General features: G+C 53.1%; 26 protein-coding genes. 13 read left to right on the top strand and 13 right to left on the bottom strand.

Annotated elements, in window-relative coordinates; all coding sequences use genetic code 11:
• Positions 1 to 62: 62 nt before the first annotated feature.
• Together ABIE64_RS06010 and ABIE64_RS06015 are read right to left on the bottom strand one after the other, a co-directional pair.
• Positions 63 to 1,373 (bottom strand): MFS transporter, encoded by a 1,311-nt coding sequence (locus ABIE64_RS06010; protein ID WP_354376893.1) that lies wholly within the window; start codon positions 1,371 to 1,373, stop codon positions 63 to 65.
• Between the two features lie 24 nt (positions 1,374 to 1,397).
• On the bottom strand, positions 1,398 to 1,676 hold the full coding sequence (locus ABIE64_RS06015; protein WP_354376894.1) for a metal-sensing transcriptional repressor: 279 nt from the start codon (positions 1,674 to 1,676) through the stop codon (positions 1,398 to 1,400).
• Positions 1,677 to 1,783: 107 nt separating this feature from the next.
• Here ABIE64_RS06015 and ABIE64_RS06020 point away from each other — a divergent pair, with 107 nt between their 5' ends.
• On the top strand, positions 1,784 to 2,038 hold the full coding sequence (locus ABIE64_RS06020; protein ID WP_354376895.1) for a hypothetical protein: 255 nt from the start codon (positions 1,784 to 1,786) through the stop codon (positions 2,036 to 2,038).
• Between the two features lie 754 nt (positions 2,039 to 2,792).
• On the opposite strand, the gene ABIE64_RS06025 is transcribed toward ABIE64_RS06020, so the two are convergent.
• Together ABIE64_RS06025 and ABIE64_RS06030 are read right to left on the bottom strand one after the other, a co-directional pair.
• Entirely contained in the window at positions 2,793 to 3,074 is a 282-nt protein-coding gene (locus tag ABIE64_RS06025) for a hypothetical protein (protein ID WP_354376896.1), read from the bottom strand.
• Positions 3,075 to 3,102: 28 nt separating this feature from the next.
• Positions 3,103 to 3,552, bottom strand: a complete 450-nt coding sequence (locus ABIE64_RS06030) for a PaaI family thioesterase (RefSeq protein WP_062950308.1) — start codon at positions 3,550 to 3,552, stop codon at positions 3,103 to 3,105.
• A gap of 234 nt (positions 3,553 to 3,786) precedes the next feature.
• Between ABIE64_RS06030 and ABIE64_RS06035 the strand changes: the two genes are divergently transcribed.
• Both ABIE64_RS06035 and ABIE64_RS06040 read left to right on the top strand, forming a co-directional pair.
• On the top strand, positions 3,787 to 3,963 hold the full coding sequence (locus ABIE64_RS06035; protein ID WP_156484574.1) for a hypothetical protein: 177 nt from the start codon (positions 3,787 to 3,789) through the stop codon (positions 3,961 to 3,963).
• A 100-nt stretch (positions 3,964 to 4,063) separates the two neighbouring features.
• The gene (locus ABIE64_RS06040) at positions 4,064 to 4,996 is read left to right on the top strand and encodes a LysR family transcriptional regulator (RefSeq protein WP_063092343.1); all 933 of its coding nucleotides are present in this window, start codon (positions 4,064 to 4,066) and stop codon (positions 4,994 to 4,996) included.
• Between the two features lie 10 nt (positions 4,997 to 5,006).
• Here the strand turns inward: ABIE64_RS06040 and ABIE64_RS06045 are convergent, their stop codons facing one another.
• Complete coding sequence (locus ABIE64_RS06045) at positions 5,007 to 5,828, bottom strand: sirohydrochlorin chelatase (RefSeq protein WP_354376897.1); 822 nt, start codon at positions 5,826 to 5,828, stop codon at positions 5,007 to 5,009.
• Positions 5,829 to 5,891: 63 nt separating this feature from the next.
• Entirely contained in the window at positions 5,892 to 6,803 is a 912-nt protein-coding gene (locus tag ABIE64_RS06050; RefSeq protein WP_063092342.1) for a LysR family transcriptional regulator, read from the bottom strand.
• 138 nt (positions 6,804 to 6,941) lie between these two features.
• Here ABIE64_RS06050 and ABIE64_RS06055 point away from each other — a divergent pair, with 138 nt between their 5' ends.
• From ABIE64_RS06055 to ABIE64_RS06070, 4 genes are all read left to right on the top strand, one after another.
• On the top strand, positions 6,942 to 7,643 hold the full coding sequence (locus ABIE64_RS06055) for a pirin family protein (RefSeq protein WP_037989206.1): 702 nt from the start codon (positions 6,942 to 6,944) through the stop codon (positions 7,641 to 7,643).
• A gap of 38 nt (positions 7,644 to 7,681) precedes the next feature.
• On the top strand, positions 7,682 to 8,152 hold the full coding sequence (locus tag ABIE64_RS06060; RefSeq protein WP_082822657.1) for a DoxX family protein: 471 nt from the start codon (positions 7,682 to 7,684) through the stop codon (positions 8,150 to 8,152).
• A 210-nt stretch (positions 8,153 to 8,362) separates the two neighbouring features.
• Positions 8,363 to 8,833, top strand: a complete 471-nt coding sequence (locus ABIE64_RS06065; RefSeq protein ID WP_007088624.1) for a response regulator — start codon at positions 8,363 to 8,365, stop codon at positions 8,831 to 8,833.
• 22 nt (positions 8,834 to 8,855) lie between these two features.
• On the top strand, positions 8,856 to 10,070 hold the full coding sequence (locus ABIE64_RS06070; RefSeq protein WP_063092341.1) for a response regulator: 1,215 nt from the start codon (positions 8,856 to 8,858) through the stop codon (positions 10,068 to 10,070).
• 46 nt (positions 10,071 to 10,116) lie between these two features.
• Here ABIE64_RS06070 and ABIE64_RS06075 read toward each other — a convergent pair whose 3' ends face one another.
• From ABIE64_RS06075 to ABIE64_RS06085, 3 genes are all read right to left on the bottom strand, one after another.
• A complete protein-coding gene (locus ABIE64_RS06075) occupies positions 10,117 to 11,580 on the bottom strand; it encodes a sensor histidine kinase (protein ID WP_354376898.1) in 1,464 nt (487 codons plus the stop codon).
• 43 nt (positions 11,581 to 11,623) lie between these two features.
• On the bottom strand, positions 11,624 to 12,016 hold the full coding sequence (locus tag ABIE64_RS06080; protein WP_246832230.1) for a putative pterin-binding protein: 393 nt from the start codon (positions 12,014 to 12,016) through the stop codon (positions 11,624 to 11,626).
• Between the two features lie 177 nt (positions 12,017 to 12,193).
• Positions 12,194 to 13,360: an EAL domain-containing response regulator gene (locus ABIE64_RS06085; RefSeq protein WP_354376899.1), complete on the bottom strand. Its 1,167-nt coding sequence runs from the start codon at positions 13,358 to 13,360 to the stop codon at positions 12,194 to 12,196.
• Between the two features lie 134 nt (positions 13,361 to 13,494).
• Between ABIE64_RS06085 and ABIE64_RS06090 the strand changes: the two genes are divergently transcribed.
• A complete protein-coding gene (locus tag ABIE64_RS06090) occupies positions 13,495 to 14,472 on the top strand; it encodes a DNA-binding response regulator (protein WP_223304911.1) in 978 nt (325 codons plus the stop codon).
• Between the two features lie 8 nt (positions 14,473 to 14,480).
• On the opposite strand, the gene ABIE64_RS06095 is transcribed toward ABIE64_RS06090, so the two are convergent.
• Positions 14,481 to 15,887 (bottom strand): sensor histidine kinase, encoded by a 1,407-nt coding sequence (locus tag ABIE64_RS06095; protein WP_037988904.1) that lies wholly within the window; start codon positions 15,885 to 15,887, stop codon positions 14,481 to 14,483.
• The gene (locus ABIE64_RS06100; RefSeq protein WP_007088617.1) at positions 15,884 to 16,549 is read right to left on the bottom strand and encodes a response regulator transcription factor; all 666 of its coding nucleotides are present in this window, start codon (positions 16,547 to 16,549) and stop codon (positions 15,884 to 15,886) included. The genes ABIE64_RS06095 and ABIE64_RS06100 overlap by 4 nt, the downstream gene beginning before the upstream one ends.
• A gap of 153 nt (positions 16,550 to 16,702) precedes the next feature.
• Here ABIE64_RS06100 and ABIE64_RS06105 point away from each other — a divergent pair, with 153 nt between their 5' ends.
• From ABIE64_RS06105 to ABIE64_RS06120, 4 genes are all read left to right on the top strand, one after another.
• Positions 16,703 to 17,824: an ABC transporter substrate-binding protein gene (locus ABIE64_RS06105; protein ID WP_063092337.1), complete on the top strand. Its 1,122-nt coding sequence runs from the start codon at positions 16,703 to 16,705 to the stop codon at positions 17,822 to 17,824.
• A gap of 93 nt (positions 17,825 to 17,917) precedes the next feature.
• A complete protein-coding gene (locus ABIE64_RS06110) occupies positions 17,918 to 18,304 on the top strand; it encodes a COG4315 family predicted lipoprotein (RefSeq protein ID WP_110252574.1) in 387 nt (128 codons plus the stop codon).
• Between the two features lie 93 nt (positions 18,305 to 18,397).
• Positions 18,398 to 18,901, top strand: coding sequence for an RNA polymerase sigma factor (locus ABIE64_RS06115; RefSeq protein ID WP_063092336.1), 504 nt, complete (start codon positions 18,398 to 18,400; stop codon positions 18,899 to 18,901).
• The gene (locus ABIE64_RS06120) at positions 18,898 to 19,677 is read left to right on the top strand and encodes an anti-sigma factor family protein (protein ID WP_063092335.1); all 780 of its coding nucleotides are present in this window, start codon (positions 18,898 to 18,900) and stop codon (positions 19,675 to 19,677) included. The genes ABIE64_RS06115 and ABIE64_RS06120 overlap by 4 nt, the downstream gene beginning before the upstream one ends.
• 4 nt (positions 19,678 to 19,681) lie before the next feature.
• Here ABIE64_RS06120 and ABIE64_RS06125 read toward each other — a convergent pair whose 3' ends face one another.
• The gene (locus ABIE64_RS06125; protein WP_063092334.1) at positions 19,682 to 20,530 is read right to left on the bottom strand and encodes a citryl-CoA lyase; all 849 of its coding nucleotides are present in this window, start codon (positions 20,528 to 20,530) and stop codon (positions 19,682 to 19,684) included.
• Positions 20,527 to 21,744: a CaiB/BaiF CoA transferase family protein gene (locus tag ABIE64_RS06130; protein WP_354376900.1), complete on the bottom strand. Its 1,218-nt coding sequence runs from the start codon at positions 21,742 to 21,744 to the stop codon at positions 20,527 to 20,529. The genes ABIE64_RS06125 and ABIE64_RS06130 overlap by 4 nt, the downstream gene beginning before the upstream one ends.
• A gap of 119 nt (positions 21,745 to 21,863) precedes the next feature.
• On the opposite strand from ABIE64_RS06130, the gene ABIE64_RS06135 reads away from it, so the two are divergent.
• Positions 21,864 to 22,544 carry an IclR family transcriptional regulator gene (locus ABIE64_RS06135; protein ID WP_007088610.1) on the top strand — a complete coding sequence of 227 codons (681 nt, stop codon included), beginning with the start codon at positions 21,864 to 21,866 and terminating at the stop codon, positions 22,542 to 22,544.
• Positions 22,545 to 22,781 lie beyond the last annotated feature (237 nt).

The raw sequence follows: 22,781 nt of genomic DNA on the forward strand, positions 1-22,781 counted from the left end.
TGCAAAGGGCGCGTCACAAAGGCGCGCCCTTTTTGGTAATCGATCCTGCGGTCGGCACAGCTTTAAGGCCATCGGGAATGGATTTCATCGATTACATAAGGATGGCGATGGCTGCGCGCCCCTTGCAAATGCGGATGATCTGCGGGGAGATCATCATGGCTGTGTTCGATTTCGTCGCTGTCGCTCGCAGGCCATAACAAGGCTCCGGCCAGTGTCGCGAGCAGGGCGATTGCGCCAAAAAGCACCAGACCCGCCTGAAATCCGTATTGTGAAACAAACCAGCCAGCCAGCGGATAGGTCACAAGCCAGCAGGCATGAGACAGGGCAAACTGGGCGGCAAAAATCGATGGCCGATCCCGGTCATGGGCTGATTTGCGCAACAGGCGTCCCGAAGGTGTCTGGGTTGCGGAATAGCCAAAGCCGGTAATGAACCAGACAATCAGAAGAACCGGCCATACCAGTTCACCGATCAGAAGGAATGATGCCAGACCGGCAAAGGCCAGTGTCCCCAGAAGCGCACCGGCAACCATCACGGTCCGTTCGCGGGTCCGGGCAAGAATACCCGGCAGAACCAGAGCCGCCAGCATCGAACCGGCGCCAAACGTCCCAAGGGTGATGGCAACCGCGCTGTCGCCAAGCGCAAGCGTGTCACGGACAACAATAATCGTATTGACCAGTATCTGGGCACCAAGGGCCGCGACCGCCATATTGATCGCCATCAATCCGCGCAGGCGCGGCGTCCGGGTAAAGATGCGTACCCCGCGCAACAGGCGTTTTGCAAAGCTGTCGGCGGTAAGCCTGGCCGGAGCAGGAAGGCTTACGGCGAGGATAAATGCGGCTGACACGGCAAATCCCGCCGATGTCCCGGCAAAAAGCGCATTAAACGTCATGACCGTAAGCAGCAATGTCGCAATCAGCGGGCTGATCAGGTTTTCAAGATCATAGGCCAGCCGGGACAGCGACAGTGCCTTGGTATAGCGTTCCTCGTCGGTCAGGATTTCCGGAATGGTGGCCTGAAATGTCGGGGTAAAAGCGGCAGACGCGCTTTGCAGCAGGAAAATCAGAACGTAAATCTGCCAGATTTCAGTGACAAACGGCAGCATTGCGGCGATCAGCACACGAAAAAGATCCATCCCGATCAGAACCGGGCGGCGTGGCAACGGGGCGACCAATGCCGCAGCAAAGGGGGAAACCCCGACATAGGCGATCATTTTAATGGCAAAGGCAGTGCCAAGGACCATCCCGGCATCCGCCCCGGCAAGGTCAAATGCCAGAAGCGACAGGCCGACCGTTGCAAGCCCGGTACCGAGCAGCGATGAAATCTGGGCCAGAAACAAATTGCGATAGCGACGATCCGACAGCACGGAAAGCATGGGGAACCTCGGAAAGGCGGGGGCTCACAGGTATTTTGCAATCTTTTTGAACCCGTCGAGCGATGCGGGACTGGCGGCGGGGGCATCGGCAAAGGCCGTGTCGAGACAATGGTCGATATGATCCTGTATCAGGATGCGTTTGGCTTGCGAGATGGCCTTTTCAACGGCGTGAAGCTGCTGGGCGATATCCTCGCACGGACGGCCTCCTTCGATCATTGAAATGACACTATGCAAATGACCGTCGGCGCGCTTTAATCGCTTGACGATGTCGGGATGGGTTGCGTGTGAAACGTCTTCTGTCATATAGATGAACCTATCCCCCCTGGGGGGATAAATCAAGCGACCATCGTGACACAGATATCAGGAGAGGCAGAGCAAAACCGTGACAGGGTGCCGAATACAAGCTGGTCATGGAAGAAGGCGCGGTTGCCCCGTTCAAATGGGTTGTCGAGGGCGGTGCCGTAAATTTCGACCTTCACGGGGACGGGACCGGCGGGCAATCCGTCAGCTATGAAAAAGGCCGGGCGATCCCCGAAGACGAGGGTGAGATCACGGCACGTTTCACCGGATATCACGGCTGGTTCTGGCGCAATCGCGGGAAACAGGATGTGACTGTTACCCTGCAAGTTGGCGGAAACTACAGCGAACTGAAACGAACCTATTAACAGATGCCTTTCCCCCTTGTGCATTGCATGTGCAAGGGGGAAAATTCCTGCATGGCACCAGATGCAATTTCGAAACGATGACTGCGACCTTCTGGCAAATAATCCGATTTCAATCGCCTTAACGGGAGCGGTTCATCTGATCTGGCCCATGCCCTTCGATCTCCCGGATGGTCCCGAATGGTCCTCGAGGCAATGGCAGGATAGGAACGCCAGACTCCGAAAGCGCGGCAACAGGGTGATGCCCGGACGAACCTCAGACCTCCACAAGCCCCACCACCAGACGGCCCACTGACAGCCACAGGCTTACCGCCCGCTCCGGTCCTTTCCGGCAATGCCATGACCACCGAAGCCCGGCCAAACCTATGACCTCCGCCAGACGACCCACAGATCGCCCACGGCCTCACTGCCCGCTCCGGTCCCTTTCGCCAGTGCCATGACCACCGACGCCGGACAAACCTCGGGCCTCCAGCAACCCAACCGTCGCCGACTGACAATCATCGGGCTCTCTGCCGCCTCGATCACCGTCCGGCCAAGGCGGCAACCTGCCACCCCGACATCCAGACAAACCTCGGGCCGCTGCCATTTTCACCAGCAGACGGTTTTCGGGCGTACTGCCCCCAACCTGTCCACCACCGACGGACCACAAATCACTGCTGCCGCTGCTGCCATTGCTGCCACTTTCGGCAAATTCGGGGTCGCTTCCCCGATAAGACGCACCTCTCCCGTCATGACAAATAAGGGTGTTAAAAGCGTGTTAGAACCGGCGCGGAACACCGCCGTAATGGCTTCGCCATCCGCCGATGAGCATCCTGCGGATTGCCCCGCCGCCCTGCCTCAATCCTTGCCGCTGCATCCCGATCACCTCTTTGATCCCGCCCCAAACGCAAAAACCCGCGAGGCGCACAAGGCGCTTCGCGGGTTTCGGTCCGGGTGCATTTCTCCCGTTGACTTTACTTTTATGCCATAAGAAAAAGAACAAATCAAGAACTTTTTGAAAAACTTTATACCCGGTCAGAAAAGCGGAGCAGGCAACCATCCGGGGCCGTCCTGTATTTTCATAAACCCTATGCGTCGCGCGGCACCCCGTTCGGGTCCTCGCTGCCGCGATGGTATTTGAAGGTGCCGGTCGCGGTTGCGATCACTTCGCCCGCCGCGTTATAGGCCGTGGCTTCGGTAAAGACGATCTTGCGCCCGCCGCCCTGTTTGCGTCCCTCAACCCGCACCGTGCCGCCGGTTGCCATCCCGATGAAATTGGTCGTCAGTGACAGGGTCAAAGATTTGCGGACATTCCCCGGAACAGCACAGTAACAGACAGCACAGCCCGACGCCGTATCCATCAGGGTCGCAATCACGCCACCATGCAGGATGCCCGCACGATTGCGGTGATGATCCCTGATTTCAAGTTCCACCACCGCACGATCTTCTTCCCATTCAACAACCTGATAGCCCAGATAAGCCTGAAGCCCGCTACCATGCGCCTGTTCCCAGGCAAGATTGTCATTCACATCACTCATGTCGCCGACCTTTGCGTTAATCCTGTTTGCCAAGCTATAGCAGATAAATCCAACATTTTGGACCATCCGAGTTTGGCAATAGATTGTGCGTTGCGATATAAATTAATCACTTAATATCAATTAGTTATATCTATCGTTCTCCAAACAAGAAGGGGATAGCGGTGAAACGAGAATAGTGGGTTCGAACGGCTTCTGGTACATCTGAAATCACCCCAGACGCAAAGGAACCTAACCATGGCAACGCTTGCACTTAAAGACACCACCACCATCGAACGCGAAGTTCGCGTCAACTGGTTCACCAACCTTGTTCATGCGCTTCAGGTCGCCGTGATCATGAAAGCGTCGAAAGCACGCACCCATGATGAACTGATGACCGAATGGAACAATGCATGGCGTCAGGTCGAGGGCTAATTCGCCCTCTCTGACCCTGCGGGTTTGAGGATTGGCATCCAGAAGATGGTGACAATTCATCGCCCTTGACGGTTTCAACCAAACAACCGAAAACGGTTGAATGCAAAAGTTTGATATCGTCACGATCCGGTTGTTTGTCGCCATTGTGCGCGCCGGAAGCATCAATGAAGCCGCCCGGCGCGAACATATCGCGACATCGGCTGTAAGTCGCCGCATCGGCGAACTTGAAGCCATGCTTGGCGTCAAGCTGCTGCGTCGTCTGCCCCGCGGTGTCGAACCGACAGAGGAAGGTACCATTTTCGCGCGCTACGGCGAAAAGCTTCTGGGTGATCTTAATCACCTGTCAAACGAGTTGCGCGATTTCAATACCGGCGAAAAGGGCAAGATTTATCTTGCTGCCGTAACCTCGGCAATCCTCACCGGACTGCCTGCATTTCTGGCCGATTTTCAACGTGATTTCCCCGATGTGACCGTCGATGTCCGCGAACTGACATCGCGCGAGTCCTCTGATGCCGTCCGCGAAGGCCGGGCCGATCTGGCGATCATGGCCGATAACGGCCCCTGTCAGGGTTTGTCGAACCACGTCTTTTGCGACGACCCGATCTGGGTCGTGACGCCCAAAGGCCATCCGCTCATCCCCGATCCATCCAATCCCGCCCCGGTTACCTTTGCCGAAGCCGCGAAATACGACATCATTTCCCTGCATGAAGGCGGCGTGATTGATGACCTGATCAGCGAGGCGGCGGGCAAACTGCATCACGATATGCATCCGCATATCAAGGTCATGCGTTTCGGCTCCTTGCGCCAGATGATCGCCGCCGGACTTGGCATCGGCTTCCTGCGGCAAAGCTCGGTTGCCGGTTACATTGATCACATGAATATTTCCGGCGCACCGATTGCCGATAGCTGGGCCAAACGCCAGTTGCTGATCGTGCATGACGGCGAAGATACCCTGACCAGTTCGGCGAAAATATTCCGGGACTATCTGTTAAAGAAATCGTCCGAAACAACAGTCAAACCGGGTCTTGGCTGATCACGCGATTTTATACAATGGCTGCACTGCTTGCGGCATGGCCGTCTTTGGCATTCGCGCTTAACCGCAGATTTGGCCTGCCCATTTCAGACCGGACGTATTTTGCGGCTTCCTTCAGGATCAAGTCGGGTAATTCGGCCCACTCGCCAATCGGATCAAGTATCTCAATGGCTTCATCCGGTTGCCCGGCAATCATTTCCGGCAGATCGGTGGTGGCGTGCGTGCCGCCGCCAGCCAGCATCGGAACAATCACAGCCCGTTTGCGCGAGCCAATTTTCCGCCAATCGCGAATGGACGGGTTGCCTTCGATATTTCCAATGCAAATTTCTGCATCGGGGCAGAACTGACCCACTTCATTGGCAAGCCTGACGGTTTCCGGCAATGCTTTGGTCAGGGTTTTAAGGCCATGCGGCACAAGAAATACCGACGTTTCCGAACAATCCCAACCACGCCGCACCATCGCAGAATTCACATGACGTGAAACCATCTCCGCAAAACCGGGCAAATTGATTGCAGGCGGCAGAATTACCGCACGATCAAGTCCGGCATCACGCAAATTGCGCGGCAATTCCTGAAACACCAGATAACCTTCACTGAAAAACAGCGGAAAGACGATCAGTTCGCTGGCGTCATGATTGCGTTTCAGCTTTGCCAATTGATCCGCAACCGAGGGCTGGCTGCGCATATAGCCATGATGCACAAAACCAGACCAATGGTCGCGCACGGCTTCTGCCAGTGTTCCCGCAGGATCACCGCCATTACCACTGTTACCGTGCGACACAATCATCAGGGTCGGCATATCGAATTCCGCCATGTCCTTGAACAGTTCCAAAGCTGGTCCAGATCTAATGCTTGATACGGACCTCGCAAGAGATCGGATTTCACCACAGGCAGATTATTGTACCAGATCCCAACGCGGTTGCCCGCCAAACCGGTCATAAAGAAAATCAACCAGAAGCCGGATACGCGCCGATAACTGCCGACTGGGCGGATACAACAGATACAGGAAAAGCTCTGGCGAGGCATAATCACACAAAACACTGACAAGATTGCCGCTTTGCAAATCCGGACCGGCGATAAAGGTCGGCAATAATACCAATCCGAGATCAGCCAGGGCTGCATCACGCAGAACCTCGGCATTGTTGCAGCAGAACACGCCATTCACCTGCACCGAAACCGGTCCGTCCGGTCCGGTCATCTTCCAGCTCGACCCGGCGGGCAAGCTACCGTAATGCAAACAAGGCAAGGTTGCCAGATCACGGGGCGATACAGGTTCGCCATGCTTTCGGATGAATTGCGGCGATGCACACAGAACCCGGTTCATCGGAATGATTTCGTGATCAATCAGTGCCAATGTCTCGCTTGGCTGACTGATCCGCACCGTCATGTCGTAACCATCAGCAACCGGATCGATGAACCGGTCCGAAAGTGCCAGCTCCACCCGTATTTCAGGGTATTCACGGGCAAAATCGACCAAAGCAGGCCCCAGATGCAGGGTGCCAAAGGACATCGGCGCATTGATGCGAATATCCCCCGACGGGGTTGCGCGGTTTTCACGAATGGCTTCTTCTGCTTCGCGCAAATCGGCAAGAACCGCTTTGGCCCGGTCATAAAAAGCGCGCCCGCTTGGCGTGACAGCAACCTGACGGGTCGTACGGTTCAAAAGCTGCACGCCCAAGTCTTCTTCAAGTGCAATAACAGCACGATTAACCTGGGATCGTGACTGCCCGATAGCACGTGCCGCTGCGGCAAAGCTTCCTTCATCAACCACTTTTACAAAGGTTTGCAAGCTTACCAGCTTGTCCATCCGCACGCTCCATCTGGCGAAGACCACAACAATTGTCGCATAATTTGCGACAGTATGCACATTATTAAGATAATTGTCACTTTTGTCGAAAAGCGTATTCTGGCTCCAACGAACAGCATTCAACTGATGGAGACCAACATGATTACCAAGATCGAATCCGCAGACCGTGGCCGCGCCCAGTTTGGCTGGCTTGACTCCCATCACACTTTTTCCTTCGGTCACTATTACGACCCGAAACGGATGGGCTGGGGCCCGCTGCGCGTGATTAACGAAGACCGGGTTATCCCCGGTGCCGGTTTTGACACCCACGGCCACAAGGATATGGAAATCATTTCCTATGTGCTTGATGGCGCGCTTGAACACAAAGACAGCCTTGGCACCGGTTCCGTTATCCGTCCGGGCCGCCTGCAACGCATGACTGCCGGTACCGGCATCCGTCATTCGGAATACAACCATTCCAAGGAGAAGCCGGTTCATTTCCTGCAAATCTGGGTCATACCCGAAGCCGCGAACCTCGAACCGGGTTACGAGGAAAAGGAAATCGCACGTTCCGATACGGGTTCGGGCCTGTCACTGATCGGCAGCCGCACCGGCCGGGATGGATCGATCACCATTCATCAGGATGTTGACCTTTACGTTGCCCATCTGGGTGAAGGCGAAACAGCATCCCATAAAATCGAACCGGGCCGGATTGCCTGGGTGCAAGTAGCGCGCGGCATGCTGAGCGTTAATGGCGAAACCCTGAAGGCTGGCGATGGTGCCGCCATCCGGGACGAAGATGAACTTGTCTTCACCGACGCAACCGAAGCCGAAGCTCTTGTTTTTGACATGGTCGCCTGAGCCGGTCTTCCGGTCCGACCCTTCAAAGGAAAACGAATATGTCGTCCCTTGAACACACCAAACCACGTCCGATTATCCCGGCCCTTGGCAATCTGTGGACTGCCCTTGAACCTCTTTCACCCGTGATCGTCCGCGTCACCACGGGTCTTCTTCTGGTCCCGCACGGTGCCCAGAAACTGTTTGGTGCCTTTGGTGGCTATGGCCTTGAAGGTACGGCTGGCTGGCTTGAAAGCATCGGCTTTGCCCCGGGCTTCCTGTTTGCCCTTCTGATCGGGCTTCTGGAATTCGTGGGCGGCCTGATGCTGACTGTGGGCCTTCTGACCCGCCCGGTAGCCGCCGCCGTGATTGCCTTTATGGCTGTTGCGGTCACCATTCATCTGCCCAACGGGTATGCATGGAACAATGCCGGGTTTGAAATGCCGGTCTTCTGGGGGCTGATGGCGCTTTCGGTCCTGATCCGTGGCGGCGGAAAATATTCGATCGATCGCAAGATTGGTATCGAATTCTGATCTTGCTCACCCTAACGCAACGATCTTCCCTCTTCCCTGAACAACGACTTCGGGCTGCCCTTACCGGCAGCCCTTTTTTTGTTTCCCTCCCTATATAGGGATATGTGGCTCTTCTCAACCGACGTAACATGCACACATAAAAGACTGCCAACTGAACCAGTATTTTGATCAACCGGTCTTCAGGAAACCATTACGGTCAGAGTTTGAGAAATGAACGCGATAAAATCCAATAGCCATAATGATATTGCCATTGCCGATGGCTTGCGTCGCTGTAAGGGTGACAATGCTTTTGGCAAACCGAACGCGCAGAAAAAGTTCCTGATCGTGGACGACAGTATCGAAGTCCGCTTCTCTATCCGTCGGATTTTGCGCAGCGGCGGAGCACAATCCGTCGATGTTGCAGAAAACGGTGAAACCGCACTTCAGATGATGGCGCAACTGTCGCGAAAACAGCAAAGCTATGACGTCATACTGATTGATTACATGATGCCCGGCATGTCGGGGATCGAAACGCTCTATGAAATCAAACGCCGACAAATCAAACATGCAGAAGGCACCCGCATGATCATGCTGACCGGCTTTTTTGATCCGGATATGGGTAAAGAAGCCGTATCGGTCGGAGCCGCATTTGTATTGTCAAAGCCCTGCGATGCTGCCAGCCTGATGGCAGCAATTGCCTGAACCCTTCCGCGAAGGAGCCGGGATGCCAGAAAGCGCTTCAATCATTTTCGTCGATGATGACCCCCATGTCCTCAGCGGATTACGCCGCCGTATCGTATCCAAACGCCCGAATTGGAAACTGCGGTTTTGCACCAGCGGCGCAGAAGCACTCGTAAATCTGGATCAGCATAGTGCAGATGTCATTGTTTCGGACATGCGCATGCCCGAGATGGACGGGGCAGAATTGCTTCGGTCTGTTGCCCGGAAATATCCGGATACCGCACGCATCCTTCTTTCCGGCTACGCCGATGAACAGGCTATCCAGACCGGTCTTGCGGCAACCCATCATTTCCTGATGAAACCCTGCAGCGATCAGGAAGTTATTCATGCCATCGAACGTGGCCTGATACTGCGCAACTATCTGCGAGACCCCCAGCTGATCAATATTCTGTACCGCATGCCTGCTGAACTTGTCTGGCCCCCGGTGTTTTACCGGCTTCATGCAATTCTGCAATATAAGGGACCACACAGTCAGAACGAACTACAGGAATTCTCCTTTGAAAATCCTGGTTTTATTATGCTGGTATGCGAAATGGCGCGGCGCGAAAAGCTGATCCTGCCAACAGAGGGTCCGGATCTCGTTACCCTGATTGACCTGTTCGGTCTTGAAACCATCAAGGCACTATGTGTCATTTGGACCTTGCATGGACAGCAAACCAGATTTGACCCTGACAATATCGACCAGCCAATAGATCGCTGCCTCATTCTGGGCAATATGGCGGCCGGGATCGCAAAACTTGAAGGCATGCCCTCAGAAACAATTGATCTGATTCGGGCAGCAGCATTGCTGTGTCATATCGGCCTGAATGTGATGGAGCATGTAATACCTGATCAGGTTGCTTTAAGCCGCAAGCAGGCCGACGACGATCAATGCGATATCATTTCCACTGAGATCGGCGAGATTGGAGTGTCTCATCCTGCCGTATCGGCATGCTTGGCCGCTCTCTGGGGTTTCAAGCACGAAATTGTCGAAAACATTGCTTTTCATCATCGCCCCGAAGCTGCGCCAACCCGTGACTCGCTGTCTCTTTTGATCGTTTATGCAGCTCAGCATTTTGCCCGCAAGTTTGGCAATGACCGTCATATCCGGGCGGCAAAATATGATCGCGCTTCGGGTTTCATCGCCCATTGTGATGCCCAGCAAAAATGGGCGAATTGGGAACGTCATTGTGCCCCACTTGGCGATAACCAAGCCTGACCAATCACCTTCCATTTCAGTCAAACGATACCGACGACCATGAACATCACGACCGGATGTCATAGAATTCATCGGTCGCGGTGTAATTCAATGCGCTATCATCATCAGTTGATCGAATACCGGGTTTCGGAATTCGAATAACGAATTCCGCCCCTTCGCCGTCCGGAGCGGAAAGGGTCAAGTCACCGTTAAAATCGTCCTGAATCAATTTCCGACATATCGGCAAACCCTGCCCCGTCCCAACGCCCCGTTCCTTGGTCGTGAAGAAATAATCGAAAATTCGATCTCGTAAATCCTCGGGAACACCACCGCCATTATCCCTTAATCGGATAAAAACATTCTCAGCGTCCGACGTGACATTCAGTTTGATTTTGCCGGAACGTTGCCCCGACTCGCGGATCGCCTGCGAAGCATTGACGATCAGGTTGATCAGGGCCTGTGACAAATGGTTCCGCCGCCCTTCAACTTCGGTGACGTCCGTATCATAGCTTTGTTCGAGTTCGGCAACATGTTTGACCTGATTACGTGTCAAAGTTATCGCTGTTTCAATTTCCTCGGCGATGGAAATCCGTTCCACAGAGTCCGTTGTAGGATGGGCAAATTTTCGGATGCCACGAACAATTTCCGCTATACGATCAAGCCCCTGAATACTCTCGCGGATCGCAAGCGGTATTTCTTCGGTCATAAAATCGATCCGTTCCGGCGCCAGTTCAAGACGGGCAGCCCCATCCCCCCCATCCTTGCGAATGGCATGAACGAGATCGTCAAAGCTGTCAGAAAGGAATTCAAGATTGTTCTGAATGTATTGGGCCGGCGTATTGATTTCATGTGCAACCCCACCCGCCAAAGTCCCCAAAGCATGCATTTTTGCGTAATCTGCCGCTTCTTCGATGACTTCCTGTTCCTGCCGAGCACGTCTTGCATCAATATCAGCCGCAAAAGCACGCTGACGGTGGCGAATAACAAATATCGCCAGGCCGATCATCACGATCATCCCGGAAAAGAATAGGTAGGACAGAATCTCTATGTCCGACTTTACGCTTGCGATGTTACTTGCATTGTAGACCGACACAAAATTTGTTGTCCGTACCACCGCCTGCTGCAGGGGATCGTCGATCGACTCTAGTTCTTCGTGGATGAATTCCAGCAATGCTGTCGAATTCGATACGCTTTTGATCCGCTCATCAATGCGGGCAATCTTTTGATCAAGCGTTTCTAGCAGACCGGCAACTTCCGGGATTTGCGCCAGAACCTGAAACCCTTCGCCCTGCTTGACCAATAGGGTTCTGCTAACAAAGATTTCATATTCCAGTAAAACCTTTTCAAGCTCCTCCCTCTCAACAACGCCATCGGAACGGGCATACTCGATATATCGTTCAATTTCGAGGAACTGCCGCTGAATCTGGAAAACTGCCCATGCAAAATTTTCGCGATAGGCAAATTTCTCATCTTCGAGCTTTCTTACGATTGCGATCGAGAAAACCCCATAAAGAACAACGAACAGAGCCAAAATTGAAAAAATGGCCCTGTTCGATATTTTTGACAGAAAATTTCTAGTTTTGCCCATCAATCGACTTCACCTGCCAGACGGAATAAGACCAATAGGTATCAGTCTGGAAACGGGTATCGCTGTCATAGGGGAACACAACCCAAAACGGTCCTTTGTCTCGTACCGACATTTCCGCATCATTCAGTCGATAAACTAGGATGGCATTGTCACGACGCAGGACACCAGCCGGAACCATGACGCTATAATCATTTAGCGCAGAAACGCGGACTGTATCGGCGGTGATGCCATAGGTATCGAACAGAACGTCGAAATCGACACCCTGAAACTTCTGAACACCATCCGTCCATGGGGTCGAAGTGTAGAACTCGGTGCTAGGCAGCTTGGTCAACTCCTCAAACGAGACCGTAACCGTTTCGCCGCCCGTGTTTGAGAGCATGAGCCTTCCGGCTGCTCGGGCGTTTTCCGTTGAGAGAAAACCGATGACACACAAAGCCATCGTATATTTAATGATCGTTTTCATCATCATAGTTATACTCCGAAACTGATTTACACATTGGTCACGCCAAAGGGTTACAACAATAGCTGGACCGGAAAAAATGGCTGTATGGCCGGTTCATTTCGTAAAGATACTTGGAATATGTTCTTCAATCGGTTGTGGCATACCAAACAGATATCCCTGCAATTCATCAACGCCATAACTTCTGAGACGAAGGGCTGTTGCCTCATTTTCAACGCCGGTGGCGATGACCGAATAATCAATCTGTCGGCATATCTGGACAATCCAAGAAATAAACCTTCCCGTATCGTCATTTTCCATCACCTGGCGAATCAATCGACGATCAAGTTTAACGCCAACAAAAAATTCGTAGCGCAGCAACTCCAACGCCCCTTTATCAGCCCCAAACCCATCGATAAAAATTCGTATTCCGCGATCTGAGAGAAACCTCGCGTTCTTTATAAAATTTTCGTCAATCTTGCCGAGCTGCATTTCATGAATTTCAAACGCGACTTCCAAACCATATTTCTGCATTTCAGCAGCAAAACCAGACAAAGCCTGAACGAACTGGCTGTTGCAAACCGAGGCATAATCAAGATTAAGTGACAACAGGGCACCTGAACCCAGAATTTTGCGATAAACAGGCGCTGAATTAATCGTCATATCCATCAAACACATCGTCAGACGATCCATGACAGGCTGATTTTGGCACTGCCTGATGATTTTCCCGATATCATAACCTTTATGCACATCAGACATTCGGTAAAGAACCTCGCCCCCCGTTCGCGAAAAGTCTTCGGCACTGACACGGGGCTGGAACGCGGTTGTGACTAAGGATTGATCAAGAAGCTCATTCAACGTATCGGCAATGAGTTGATCAGCATGACTTTCTTTACGTTTGTCCTCAATCGTCTTGAAAAGCACTTCCTTGAAGGTCGAAATCGAAATCGGCTTTGTCAGAATTTTACTGACTTTTGCCAGACCGTTTGCTTCACGCATGGGAACTGCCGAAATATTTCCGGTTAGCAGAATCCTCGGAATATCGGGGGCGCACCGAAATGCACGTTTCAGAAAGCTGATTCCATCAATCGTCGGCATCACCAGATCAGCTACAATGATATTCACCCCCGAACGATTTTTGGATAACCATTCAAGAGCTGCTTCACCATTGATATATTTGACTAAATTAAAGCTTCCGGACAAAGAACGGCACACCGAAGCCAGAAGATTCTCATCATCATCTACTATCAGAACCGTCGGAAGATCGGCTGCAGCAACGCTCATCTGAAACAACTCCGGTTAGTACGAAACCTTAAAGATTCTGGGCACGAACGATCTTCACCAGTTCATACAGGTCTTGATATACCGAAGAATAATGTCAGGATGGACGCACCAATATCCCCATATGTGGAGTGTGCATGACAATGGTGTCGGATCAGCCTGTCCGCATTGCTTTTGTCGATGATGATGAAAACCTTCTGTCATCGCACCGGCGGAATTTCGCGCGTCTCGCCCCGCATTGGCAGGGATTGTATTTCAACAATCCGCAAACCGCGCTGGCAGAAATTTCTGGTGATCCCGATGTTACGGCGGCGATCCTTGACATTCACATGCCGATCATGACCGGGCTTGAGCTGGCGGCCAAGCTTCGAAATCTTCGAAGCGATCTGATCATCGTCATGTTGACCGGCTATGCCGATCTGCAATCAGCATTAACCGCGGTCAATGAATTCGGTGTATTTCGGTTCTACCCCAAACCTACCGCCCTGAAGACGGTTCTTGAGGGCATCGAAACCGAAATCGCCCGCAAACGCGGAGAAAGCCGCGATACAATCCCCGCGGCATTCCTGGATCTCTTTCATCTGGGGCTGATTGCAACCGATGACCGGCTTGCGATTTCACATATGAATGCACAGGCTGCGGAAATGCTACGCCGATCACCCGCCATGCAGGTTAATCCTGAAAACCGGCTTCTGATCGACAATGCCCCGGATGATCTGGATCGGTTTCTGCACCCCCCCGCCGGTCGTGTCCCTGCGATGCAACGCGGTTTCTCGCTTGATCATGAACAGGGTGCCCTTTCGGTTTTCCTGCGTCGTGTACGAAATGGTGCTGACAAGAAAGACAGTTTTGTGTTCATTCTGGTTGAACCTGAACGAATGGGGCCGCCAACAATTGATGATCTGATTGATGTGTTTGGTCTGACCCGGTCCGAGGCCAAACTGACACAAAAACTGGCAGAAGGAATGTCCCTTGATCAGGCCGCAGATCTGGTAGGTATTTCGCTAAGCTCGGCGCGCACCTATCTCAAAACGGTGTTTTCCAAAATCGGAGTTAACAGGCAGCCGCAATTAATGAAAACCGTGCTGTCGACCATCCCAGCCCTTCGCCGTTAAAGTGCGTTTTATTGGTCTGATGCCAATCGGAAACGCACCGAGAAGATCGCGCCGCTGTGATTTTCGGGTTCATCCAGCCCGATACGGGTATCGTGGCGCAAGGCGATTTCGCGCACGATAGACAGGCCAAGACCACATCCGTCTTCCCCGCCATCCGACACGCGATAGAACCGCTCGAACACATGCTTGCGATGTTCAAGCGCAATGCCCGGCCCGTCATCCTCCACCACCAGCTTGATGAATGCAGTGTTACCTGCCTCGGGCATTAACCGAACCGTGACCGAACTGCCTTCCGGACAATAGGTCAACGCATTGTGGATCAGGTTCTTCAGCAATTCCTCGATCAGCGTCGCATCGCCCATGATCGGGGCCGCCCCGTCAATCCCTTCGTATCCGAGATCAATACCGCGTTCCAGTGCCTCGGGCACCTTGCTGCCCGTGACCGCGCGGGTGATCTCGCCCAGATCAATACGGACAAAGGGTCGTCCGGCCAGACCTTCGGGCGCGGACCGTGCAGATGCCAGCAACTGATTGGCAAGATGGGATGTCTGACGCGTTGATGCCGCCAGCTTTTCCATGACATCATGCAGCTTTTCCGGGTCCTTTTCACGCAGTCCCAGCTCGGCCTGGGTACGTAACGCCGCCAATGGTGTCCGCAACTGATGCGCGGCATCTGCTGTAAAGCGCTGCATGGTCGAAAGCGTATTTTCCAAGCGTTTCAGCAAATGGTTGATCGCCCCGACAAGGTGGCGCACTTCGGTTGGAACATCATGCAAAATCGGCCTCAGGTCCGAAGGCGATCTTCGGTTAAGTGCCTCTTCCAATCGCGCCAGCGGTTTAAGCCCCTGCCCGATCCCAAACCAGACAATAAGAGCCGCAATCAGGATCAGTCCGAATTGCCGGACAGCGGCACGTGCCAGAATATCCTCGCTCAGGCTTTCGCGTGTTCCGGTAGTTTCGGCGACCAGTACATGAAAACGGGTCGCCATCCTTGCACTGGCAACATACCGCGATAACGCCCCGATCCGCACACGTTCACCGTTATATTCCGCGTCATAAAATACCGGCTCTTCAAGTAGTGGCATCAGTTTTTCGGGAACCGGTGGTAATTCCTCATAACCAGTTATGAATTCACCTTGTGCGGTACTGACCTGATAAAAAACCCGATCCTGTGCGGAGCTTGTCAGCATCTCAAGCGCGACATAAGGCACGTCAACCTCGATCTGGCCGCCAATCAGAACCACACGATCAGCAATTGCCAGTGCAGAACTCAGAAGCGCACGATCAAACGCCTGATTGGCGGAATGCACGGCATTGCTGCGCACCTCGAACAGCATCAGCGAACTGATCAGAAGCAACGGGATCAGAAGCCAGATCAGCAATCGTCGGCGAAGGGATGCGTTACGCCACTTCATGTTTTTTTCAGCAGATAGCCAAGGCCGCGGATGGTCTGGATTTTAACATCAGCCGTTTCGACGCGTTTGCGCAATCGACTGATATAAAGTTCGACCGCGTTTGCACTGATATCATCCTCAAATCCGGCAAGCTGGTCTGTAATCTGTTCCTTGGATAAGACATGCCCAAGCCGCAGCAACAGAATCTCAAGGATATTCAGTTCTCGCCTTGGAATTTCGATATCCTCGCCGTCAATCATCGCACGGCGGGCTACGGTATCATATGTCAGGCGGCCACAGGTGATCCGGGTATTATGCGTACCGGAATGGCGACGCATAAGGGCGCGCACACGCGCTTCAAGCTCGATCAGTTCAAACGGTTTTGCCAGATAATCATCCGCACCAAGATCAAGGCCGCGCACACGATCATCGATATCGTTGCGGGCCGTAAGGATCAACACCGCACTTTCTGACCCGCGATGACGCAACCGGCGTAGTATTTCAAGTCCGTCCATCCTGGGAAGGTTGAGATCAAGCACCACAAGACCGTATTCCTGTGTACGCAGAATTTCATCCGCTTCCTCGCCATCGGAAATCACATCAACCGCATAGCCCGCCAACTGCAAGGAGCGGGCGATGCCATCGGCAAGTGCTGCGTGATCTTCTACGACAAGGACTCTCATTGTATCGGGTCCGGTCCCCTGTTAAACCAGAAGGGTCTGGTACATATTGCCCGAACCACATGAATTTTCCAGATTTTGCCGGATCGGGAAAGCCTTGATATAATCATCTGGCATCACGCCTGCGCGTAAACGGTTAATGAGGGCCTGTAAGCAATGAACCTGCGCAGTACTATCATTATTGCAGTTTTCTGCGCAGCAATTTTCCGCGTTTTTCCCGCGTCTGCCGAGTTGTTTGTTTTTCCTGCACAGCAAAATGTAGGTCCCGGCGACCCGGAACAGAACCTGTTATCGGAAAGTCGAACTGTCGTCATTTATGGATCGGCCGACATCGAGGCCTTTCGCCCTGTGATTGATGGCTTCCAGCAAAGTAACCCCGAAATTCGCGTCGAATATCATCAGCTGCAAACGCTGGAAATGTATCACCAGACCCTGGCGGAGCATGAAGCCGGAGAACCAAACGCCGATCTGGTGATCAGTTCTTCGATGGACTTGCAGATGAAACTGGCGAATGACGGTTATGCCATTTCCCATCAAAGCGATCAGACCCGCGCTTTGCCAAACTGGGCGCGCTGGCGCAACGAAGCATTTGCCGTCACGCAAGAACCCGCCGTAATGGCGTATAATCGGCAGTTCTTTCGCGAAAACAATCTCGAACCTCCAAGAACACGTAACGACCTCATCCGGCTTCTGAACGATCATGACGATCTGCTCAGCGAAAAAGTCACGACCTATGATATCGAGCGCAGCGGGGTTGGCTTCCTGTTTCTGGCACGCGATGAACGCTTTTTTTCGGGGATATGGGATTTTGTCCGCACACTGGGGCAGGCAAGGGTAAAACTGTATTCCAACACATCCCCGATGCTTGAAAAAATCGCCGACGGTCAGTTGGTCCTAGGATACAATTTGCTGGGATCATATGCAGAAACATTCAGTCACCGAAACCCCAATCTTGGGGTGATCCTGCCTGATGATTTCATCGTTGTTTATTCCCGTATCGCCATCATTCCGCGCGGCGCGCGCAACCCGGAAACTGGCGGCAGATTCCTTGACTATATCCTTTCTATCGAAGGCCAGAGCATCCTGCAGGATGAAGGGAATTTTAACCCGGTCCGCCCCGATGTCCCACCCAGCCCGTTTTCGTCGCTGATTTTTGACCGCTACGGCGAACGGGTCCGATCATTCCCTGTAGGGCCCGGGCTTCTGGTTTATCTCGATCAGGCAAAACGCCAGCGGTTTTTAAGCCGCTGGCAGGATGCATTGCTTAATCGCCGGTAAAAATTTTGTATCGGCCGGAATAAAATACCATGCGGCGGTGTCTTGCTTGATGAAGGCGGATTTTCGATCCGTCCCTGTTCCAAGGAGGAATTCATGAAGAAGCTTATGATCGCTGCCGGCCTGTTCACTGTGATGTCCCTACCGCTTTCGACCGTCGCCCTTGCTGCTCCCGATACCATGACCGTTGAAACCGGCATTGGCCCGGTACTTGCCGGTGGAAATGGCATGACCCTTTACACTTTTCGCAAGGACACGGACGGACAATCGAATTGCTATGATGCCTGCGCAAGTGCTTGGCCGCCCTTTATTGCCAAAGCCGGTGCAACTGCGGATGGCAACTTCGGCCTGATCCAGCGTAAAACCGGCGAAATGCAATGGGCCAAAGACGGAAAACCGCTCTATTTCTGGGTCAAAGACACTAAAAAAGGCGACACAACGGGTCATGGCTTCAAGGATATCTGGGATGCTGCCCGTCCTTAAGCGACCAATCCGTAACAGGTCTGATTGCAATTTGTTTTGCAAGTCTTCCGGGGCAGTACGAAATTCGTTTCGTGCTGCCCGGAGGATAATGTGATGTCGCGACAGAGTCAGGCGATGCTTGATCTGATCCCGCAATTGCGCCGCTATGCGCGCAGCCTGACCCGATCATCGCACGATGCCGAAGACCTGTTGCAGGACTGCCTGACAAATGCTGTGGAAAACGAGGCATCCTGGCGCGGCACCAATCTGCGCGCATGGATGACACGGATCATGACCAATCTGAATTACAATAACCTGCGCAAAAACCGCCGCACCCCGCCACATGTCCCAATCAATACCACCGACAGCGATCCGGGTCTGCAAAGTCCCAATCTGACTGTCGAACATTATGCCTTTCGCGAGGCAGTGGAAAAACTGCCGACCGATCAGCGATCTGTATTGATGCTGGTGGCGATTGAAGGATACAGCTATGGCGAAACTGCAGAGATTCTTGACATACCGGTAGGCACGGTAATGTCACGCCTGTCACGTGCCCGTCACTTCCTTGCCAAACAGCTTTCCGGCAACAATATTGTTGAACTACGGAGTTCCAGATGAACGATAGGAACAACACATCCGTAACCGAAAATGATCTTCATGCGTGGGTCGACAACCAATTATCTGATGAACGTCGACAGACTGTCGACGACTGGCTTGAAACCCACCCTGAAGACCGGCAAAAGGTTGAAACCTGGCGCAGACAAAATGTAATTCTTAGGGATCTGTTCCCCGAACCTGATGCATATCTGGGACTTCCCCTATCACGACGTCGCGCATCAACAACAGAACATCATCGCACAATCTGGCGCAACCTTGCTGCGGCTTTGATCCTGTTTATCGCCGGAGGGGCCAGCGCGCTTTTGGGACAAAAAATCATTGGCCCAACCAGCCGTGAAGCCTCCTATATCGACATCCTTCAAAAGGCATCACGTGACGGATATGGAATTTATGCCAGCGAAGTTCGCCATCCGGTAGAAGTCTACGCCAATGAAAAGGATCATCTGGTCACGTGGCTAGGCAAACGTCTTGGCATGTCGATGACGGCGCCTGATCTGGAAACACAGGGTTTCGAACTCGTTGGTGGGCGATTGGTGCCCTTTGATGGCAAACCCGGTGCGCTTTTGATGTATCAGGATGGCAGTGGTGCAAGACTGACCGTAATGATCGCACGTGATCCTGATAATGGATCAACGGCATTTCGCTATGATCAGAAAGGGTCTATCGGCACCTTTTACTGGGTCGATCAGGGGATCGGTTATGCCTTAAGTGGCGAATTTGATCGGGATCTTCTGGAAAGTGCTGCGCGCAGCATCTACGCGCAGCTGCCGACCTGAAACCTTACTGATCGCCGACATCTTTCGGGAACGGGCGGCGTTCCGGACCGTCATAATTCCAGATCAGACGACGCGGAATTGGCCCCTTGTTGCGCCCCCCCTGATTGGTTTGTTCCCAGGCATGAGCGAGTATCCCAACCGAACGGGACAAACAGAACAAGCCCCGTGCAAGAGGTGCTGCAAATCCAAGCTCGGCATATATCACCGCCGTCGCACCGTCGATATTCATCGGGATGCGTTTGCCTTTGCGTTGCAGAAGGGTTTCCTCGATCTGACTGGCGATCTGTCCAAAGCGCCCGGAAACGATGCCCTCTGCAGCCGCCTTTTCAACAAGCGACAATAAACGCGGGGCACGCGGATCAAGCGGATGGAAACGATGCCCAAATCCCGGAATATGTTTGCCATGTTCGGCAATCTGATGATCCAGACCAGCAGCTGTCGCATCGGCCAGGCTTGCGCCGCTATCCATGCGCGCGGCAATATCGTGGTAAAGTCCGACAGCCTGTTCGCCCGCCCCACCATGAACATCACCCAGAACATTTACAGCACTGGCCATCGCGTTATTCAACCCGACCCCGCAGGTCGCAGCCATTCGCGCGATTGCGATACTCGGTGCCTGCGGGCCATGATCGACTGCCGCGACAAGCGCGGCCTCAAGCAAGGCTGCCTGTCCCTTTGATGGTAACTCACCGCGCGTCATCAACCAAATCATACCGGGGAAACTGATATTGCCGATCAGATCCTCAATGGCGTAACCGCTGAAATGGATTTTCCCCGGTTCCATATCGATGATGGATGTTTTCCACCAGTCGCTGACTTCGTTTTCAATGTCTTTTACAGTTTTATCGCTCATAGCACGCCCTCGGCTTTCAAGGTGGCGACCTCCTCGGCGGAAAGACCAAGAGTGGCCAGAATGGTTTCGTTGTCCTGTCCCAGAACCGGTGGTGGCGCATTAACCGAAGGCGCGTCGCCATTCATCTTGATACCGGTACGCAGAATGCGGATGTCACGTTCGGCACCCGGTACATCGGTAAAATCGGCAAGCATCCCGCGATCGGCAATTTGCGGCAGCGAAAGTGCCTGCGGCACGGTCAAAACCGCGCCTGCCGGTACGCCAGCGGCGTTGAATTTTGAAACCCAGTGATCTGTTGGACGGGTTACGAGTATTCCTTCAAGCAGATCGCTTAGTTCCCTGCGATGCGACAGGCGTTCCGTTCGGGTAATGAAACGCGGATCGATTTTCAGGTCTGGCAATTCCAGAACATCACAAACGGCTTCAAACTGTTCCTGTTTGTTTGCTGCAATGTTGATCTTGCCATCCTGTGTGCGGAAAGTACCCGACGGCGAGGATGTGAAATTATCGTTTCCGTTGGCTGTTGGCTGTTTCCCGGCGATCAGGAAATTCGACACCACCCACCCCATGGTGGCAATTACGGATTCCAGCATCGAAATATCGATAAAACTGCCCTTGCCTTCATTGCTTCCCATGGCACGCCCGGCAAGTGCCGCTGTGATTGCGTATGCGGCGGTAAGGCCCCCTATCGTGTCAGCCATCGGATATCCGACACGATAGGTTTCCTTATCTTCTTCGCCGGTGATTGTCATAATGCCCGAAAGCCCCTGCACGATCTGGTCATAGGCAGGCAGCTTTTTCATCGGTCCGGTTTGCCCGAAACCCGAAATCGCACAATAAACCAGCGCCGGATTTACCCTCGACAGCACATCATAGCCAAGGTCAAGCCGATCCATCACGCCGGGTCGGAAATTTTCGACAACGACATCCGCCTTCGCGACCAGCTTTTTGAGTATTTCCTTACCGCGCGGATCCTTGAGGTTCAGCGTGACGGATCGTTTCCCGGCATTCTGCGCCATGAACGAAACACCCATCAGCTTTTCATTCAATCCCTGATCCGCGCCCAATTGACGTGCAAGGTCCCCCCGACCGGGTGCTTCGACTTTGATGACATCAGCCCCCAGATGGGCAAGCTGATGGCAGCAAAACGGGCCCGCCAGAACGTTGGTCAGGTCCAGAACGGTAATACCGGCAAGTGGTTTGGTCGTATCCATGACATTTCCTTAAATTCTGTCTGGTAGAATTTTATTCTATTATATAGAATTTTGACCAATCACAAAACGCCCAATGACATTGCATCGGGTCCAACCGTCACACGGAAATCGGATTAATCATGTCAGAACAGAATGTTAGCGCGGTTGAACGTGCCCTGGTCATTCTTGATGCTTTTACAGATCGCGACGCCGATCTTTCGCTCAAGGACCTTGCTGAACGCACGGGGATGTATAAAAGCACGATCACCCGATTGGCTGGAACGCTGGAGTCGCGGGGGTTTCTGGCAATATCGGGGCGTGGACGTTACCGGCTGGGACCAGCATTGTGGCGTCTGGGGTCAATATATCGTCGTTCATTTCGTATGGATGACGTAGTTCGACCACATCTGTCGGCGCTTGTTTTGGCCAGCGGCGAAACAGCCTCTTTTTATGTGCCCGAAGGAGAAAACCGCCTGTGCCTGTTTCGCGAAAATTCCCCCAGCAGCCTGCGCCACCATCTGGAAGAAGGTGCGATACTCCCCTGTGATCGTGGCGCGGCCGGGCACGTGATACGCGCATGGGGTAATGGCGTCGATGATCATGCAATTGACGTTCTTGAAGCCGGTTTTTCCCAAAGCGAAGGCGAACGTGATCCGGATATATCAGCAATCGCAGTACCCGTTCTGGACCGGCAGAACAGGCTGCTTGGTGTTTTGACTCTTTCGGGACCGGTCAGCCGGTTCAATCAATCGAAACGCAAGGAAGCACTTCTTTTCCTGAAGAAACATGCCCTTGAGTGTGGACGAGCATTGTCGGCATAAACCGTTTTCCGCAGCGGCTTTTGCCGCATGATCATAAATGCTGTGAACTTTTTTCACTCTGTTTGGTGCGATGACAGGTTGGTGACAGGTTTGCCTGTTACCGTCTTCGCGCTGCCGATCCGTCAGGTCGAATGATCTGATATAAGGACAATCAAAAAGGATCATCGGCAAGGGAGGCCTTCAGCTGTTTGTTGTCATGGGGTACCGGCATGTCGCCGGAATGCAAGCGCAGCCAGA

This window comes from Thalassospira sp. MBR-102 (assembly GCF_040549275.1).
GTDB classification, from domain to species: domain Bacteria; phylum Pseudomonadota; class Alphaproteobacteria; order Rhodospirillales; family Thalassospiraceae; genus Thalassospira; species Thalassospira xiamenensis.